Origin of the sequence: Hydrogenophaga sp. 70-12, assembly GCF_001897365.1 — a bacterium.
Taxonomy (GTDB): domain Bacteria; phylum Pseudomonadota; class Gammaproteobacteria; order Burkholderiales; family Burkholderiaceae_C; genus Hydrogenophaga; species Hydrogenophaga borbori.
Genome location: NZ_MKSS01000013.1, coordinates 1 through 4309, shown reverse-complemented (window position 1 = coordinate 4309; position 4309 = coordinate 1). Strand labels below are relative to the sequence as shown.

The window sequence follows — 4309 nt, the reverse complement described above, 5'->3', positions numbered from 1 at the left end:
AGGGACCAGATGGCCAGCGCCAGCGCCACCAGCAGCATGAGCAGCGCGGCCGCGCCGTCGATGCCGCTCTGCTGGCCCAGCACCCACAGCAGCCAGACCACGGTGGCGAACATGGGGAAGGCCATGAACTGCTTGAAGCGCTGCATCCAGGGCCCCGGGCGCGGCAGGGCGCGCGCCACGGCGGGCACGGCGCTGGCCAGCAGGTAGGGCAGGGCCATGCCCAGGCCCAGCACACCGAAGATCGCCAGGGCCTGCGGTGCCGGCAGGGCGATGGCCAGGCCCAGCGAGGCGCCCATGAACGGCGCGGTGCAGGGCGAGGCCACGGCGGTGGCCAGCACGCCGGTGAGGAAGGCGTCGGCCGTGGGGTGGCGGGCCTGCAGCGTGGCCAAGCGGCTGGGCAGCACGTTGCCGAACTCGAACAGGCCCGCGAGGTTCAGGCCGATGAGGGTGAACAGCGTGGCCAGCGCGGCCACCACGGCCGGGCTCTGCAGCTGGAAACCCCAGCCGAGCTGTTCGCCCGCCGCGCGCAGGGCCAGCAGCAGGCCGCCCAGCGCCAGGAAGGACAGCACCACGCCCGCCGTGTAGGCCAGGCCATGGGCGCGGTGGGCGCGCGCGTCGCCACCGTGTTGGGCGAAGCCCGTCACCTTGATGGCCAGCACCGGGAACACGCAAGGCATGAGGTTGAGGATGAGGCCGCCGATGAGCGCGCCCAGCAGGGCCGCGCCCAGGGTCAGCGCGCTGGCCGGCGTGGCGCCACCGGGCGGGACCGCCGAGGCGCGCGCGGCATTGGCGTCCAGCGCGGCCTGCAGGGCGTCGGGCACGGTGGCCGTGGGCAGCGGGGCGGCGGCGGGCCAGCTGCCGTGCACCGGCACGGCGGCCAGGCGCGCGCCGGGCTCGCCCGGGCCCTCGCCGGCGGGCCGGGCCGGTGCCACCACCAGGTCCATGCTGGCCGGGCTGTCGAAGCGCTGCGGCGAGAGCGGTACGCGCGCCGTCCAGCGCGCGCCGTCCCAGGCCTGGGTCCAGGCCGCGCCGGGTTCGATCACGCCGCCCAGCTCGGGGAAGAACTCCAGGTCGCGGCCGCGCCAGGCGGCGGGCAGGCCGTCGAGCGCCACGCGCAGGAAGCCGTCCTCGGGCACGAGCTGGCTGGCGCCGGCGGGCTGCTCACGCGGCCGGGCCTCGCGCATGGCCGCGAACAGATCGCCGTGCCCGGCGCTGCCGCCCTGGACCGGCAGGCTCAGGGAGAAGCTGGCCTCTTCGGGGATGCATTCCTGGCGGCAGACCAGCCAGCTCGCCTGCAGCTTGACGTCCAGGGCATTGCCGCTGAAGTTGTCGCTCACCTTCAGCGGGACGGGCAGCACCACCGTGCCGTCGTATCCGTAGTTGGCCAGGGTGCCGATGGGGAATTTGCGCGGCGTGGGCCAGTGGATCTCGCCCGCGCTCACGCCCTCGGGCAGGGTCCAGCGCAGCTCGGTGGGCAGGCCCGAGTCGCCGGGGTTCTTCCAGTAGGTGTGCCAGTGCGGGGCGTGGTCCAGGCGCAGGCCCAGCCAGACGGTGCGTCCGGGGCCGGCGCCGTCGGGCGCGTGGGCCAGCAACTCGGCCCGTGTTTGATCCGATTGGAATACGCCGGCCGGGGCCGCGCTCATGATGGCGCCGAGGGTCTGGGCCGGCACGGCGGCGGGCAGGCCCAGGGCCAGGCCACCCAGGGCGGCGAACAGGAGGCGCCGCGCGCGCGCGGCCAGGGACAGGAGCAGGGTCATGACGGGAGGGATTGTCGGGCGCTTGCGCGCGCCGGGTAGGAGCGGGTGGCGGCGCCCGAGTTCCGCCGGGGCCTTTGCCGGGCACGGCCTTTGCCCACCCGCGACCGGTGTCGATTTGTCATCGGTGGTTCACGGTGCCGGTTTTTTCGGTAAAACCGGGACTGGCTTGACGTCAATACCACCATTGGAGGGGTCCTGCATGGGAGCAATCGTGGAAATGGCGCTGATGCCCTGGGCACGGCGCATGCAAGACAAGGTCAACCTGCCGGTGCGGCTGTACTGGCGCGACGGCGGCGAGCCGATCGACCTGGGCCGCTTCGAGCGCCCCCAGGTCACCATTCGCGTGAAGGACGCGAGCGGCCTGCCGCTGCTGATCGACCCCAACCTCGACACCCTGGGCCGCGCCTATGTCGAGGGCCTGATCGACGTCGATGGCTCGCTGGGCGACGTGCTGGCGGCGGCGCACGGCCTGGCCAACCACGCCCAGCCCGAGAGCGGCCTGATGGGACGCATCAAGCGCAGCTTCCGGCACACGCGCGAGACCGATTCCGAGGCCATCCAGTACCACTACGACGTCTCCAACGCCTTCTATGGCGAGTGGCTGGACCACAACATGGTCTATTCCTGCGCCTACTTCGAGAACGGCGACGAAAGCCTGGACGAGGCGCAGGAGAAGAAGATCGACCACATCCTGCGCAAGGTCCAGTTGCGACCGGGCCAGCGCCTGCTCGACATCGGCTGCGGCTGGGGCGCGCTGGTGCTGCGCGCGGCCGAACGCTTCGGCGCGCACTGCGTGGGCGTGACGCTGTCGAAGAACCAGTTCGAGCTGGCCACCGAGCGCGTGCGCCGCGCCGGCCTGCAGGACCGCATCGACATCCGCCTGCAGGACTACCGCGACATCAACGACGGCCCCTTCGACCGCATCACCAGCGTGGGCATGTTCGAGCACGTGGGCCTGGAGCACCTGGTGCCGTACTTCCAGCAGATCCGAAAGCTGCTCAAGCCCGATGGCTGGGCCATGAACCATGGCATCACCAGCACCGACGCCAACGACGGCGAGACGGCCAACGGCGGCGGCAGTTTCATCGAGCGCTACGTGTTTCCTCACGGCGAACTGCCGCACATCGCCACCGTGCTGCGCACCCTGCAGGAGGGTGGCCTGGAGGCCTTCGACATCGAGAACCTGCGCCGCCACTACGCGCGCACCTGCGGGCTGTGGAGCGAGCGCTTCGAGGCCAAGGCCGCCGCGCTGCGCGCCATGGTGGACGAAAAGACCTGGCGCATCTGGCGCGTCTACCTCGCGGGCTGTGCCTGGGCCTTCGAGCACGATCAGATCGCGCTGTTCCAGGTGCTGTGCCGTCCCTCGGGCCGGCCGGCGGCGGAGCTGCCGTGGTCGCGCCGCTGGCTCTACCGCTGAGCCGCGGGCGGCGGCGGCGCCCGTAAGATCGGGCGATGTCCGCCGCCACCCCCTCCTCGCGTTACTGGCAAGACCTCGGCAGCGCCGAGTTCGCCGCGCTCGACCGCGGGCGCGCCATCGCCGTGCTGCCCGTGGCCGCCACCGAGCAGCACGGGCCGCACCTGCCGCTGTCGGTGGACGCCGACATCGCGCGCGGCGTGATCGAGGCCGCTCAGGGGCACCTGCCGGCCGATCTGCCCGCGCTGTTCCTGCCGCTGCAGGCCGTGGGCTTCTCGCCCGAGCACGCGGCCTTCGCGGGCACGCTCACGCTCAAGGCCGACACGCTGATGCGCCTGTGGACCGAGCTGGCCGAGTGCGTGGCCGATGCGGGCGTGAAGAAGCTGCTGATCTTCAATACGCACGGCGGCCAGGTGGGCCTGCTGGACCCGGTGGCGCGCGACCTGCGCGCGCGCCGCGGCCTGCTGGTCGTGAGCACGAGCTGGTTCCAGCTGCCGCTGCTCGACGCCCATGGCCAGGACGTGAACGCGCGTTTTTCCGCGCACGAGCAGCGCTTCGGCGCGCACGCGGGCGAGGTCGAGACCGCGCTCATGCGGGTGCTCAATCCGGGCCGGGTGCGCATGGAACTGGCGCGCAACTTCGTGTCCAGCAGCGAGCAGCGCGCCGAGCGCTTCGAGATTCTGGGCAATGGCCGCAGCGCGAAGTTCGCCTGGCAGGCACAGGACCTCAACCCGGCGGGCGCGGCGGGCAACGCGGCCGCAGCCACGGCGGAGAACGGCCGTGCGCTGCTCGACGCGGCGGGGCGGGCGTTGGCGAAGCTGCTGGTGGAGATGGACCGGTTGCCGGCGGACACGCTGCGGCAGGGCGGATCGGCGGGCTGATCTGGGCGGGTGGGCGATGCGCCGCTGGGCGGGTCGCTGCTTTGCGCTGAGGCTTCGGGGCGCTGTTTCTCGTCAATGTTCCTCGTCACTGCGTCGCTTGGGCCGTCGGTGTGGGTGCCCGTTCTCCGGCCCACGCTCGCGGTCCACCACCTGGGTGGGCCTGCGTTGTCTCTTCAACACCGCTTCGGCGCTCGGCCTCTGTGGCAGCCGCGAATGGGGCCTGCGCCCGGGCACCCACACCGCCGTCCCCGAAACGC

At 72.4% G+C, this 4309-nt stretch carries 3 protein-coding genes; 2 read left to right on the top strand and 1 reads right to left on the bottom strand.

The genetic code is table 11. The annotated features are described in order from the left end of the window. A partial coding sequence (locus BGO22_RS00860; RefSeq protein ID WP_286848356.1) for a protein-disulfide reductase DsbD domain-containing protein occupies positions 1-1757 on the bottom strand: 1757 nt, incomplete at its 3' end. Positions 1758-1956: 199 nt separating this feature from the next. Here BGO22_RS00860 and BGO22_RS00855 point away from each other — a divergent pair. Together BGO22_RS00855 and BGO22_RS00850 are read left to right on the top strand one after the other, a co-directional pair. Next, the gene (locus tag BGO22_RS00855) at positions 1957-3174 is read left to right on the top strand and encodes a class I SAM-dependent methyltransferase (protein WP_239478245.1); all 1218 of its coding nucleotides are present in this window, start codon (positions 1957-1959) and stop codon (positions 3172-3174) included. A 35-nt stretch (positions 3175-3209) separates the two neighbouring features. Continuing rightward, positions 3210-4052: a creatininase family protein gene (locus tag BGO22_RS00850; protein WP_070400461.1), complete on the top strand. Its 843-nt coding sequence runs from the start codon at positions 3210-3212 to the stop codon at positions 4050-4052. Positions 4053-4309 lie beyond the last annotated feature (257 nt).

Coding starts and splice junctions, on each gene's coding strand:
- BGO22_RS00855 (WP_239478245.1), top strand. CDS start 1,957: ATGGGAGCAATCGTGGAAATGGCGCTGATGCCCTGGGCACGGCGCATG.
- BGO22_RS00850 (WP_070400461.1), top strand. CDS start 3,210: ATGTCCGCCGCCACCCCCTCCTCGCGTTACTGGCAAGACCTCGGCAGC.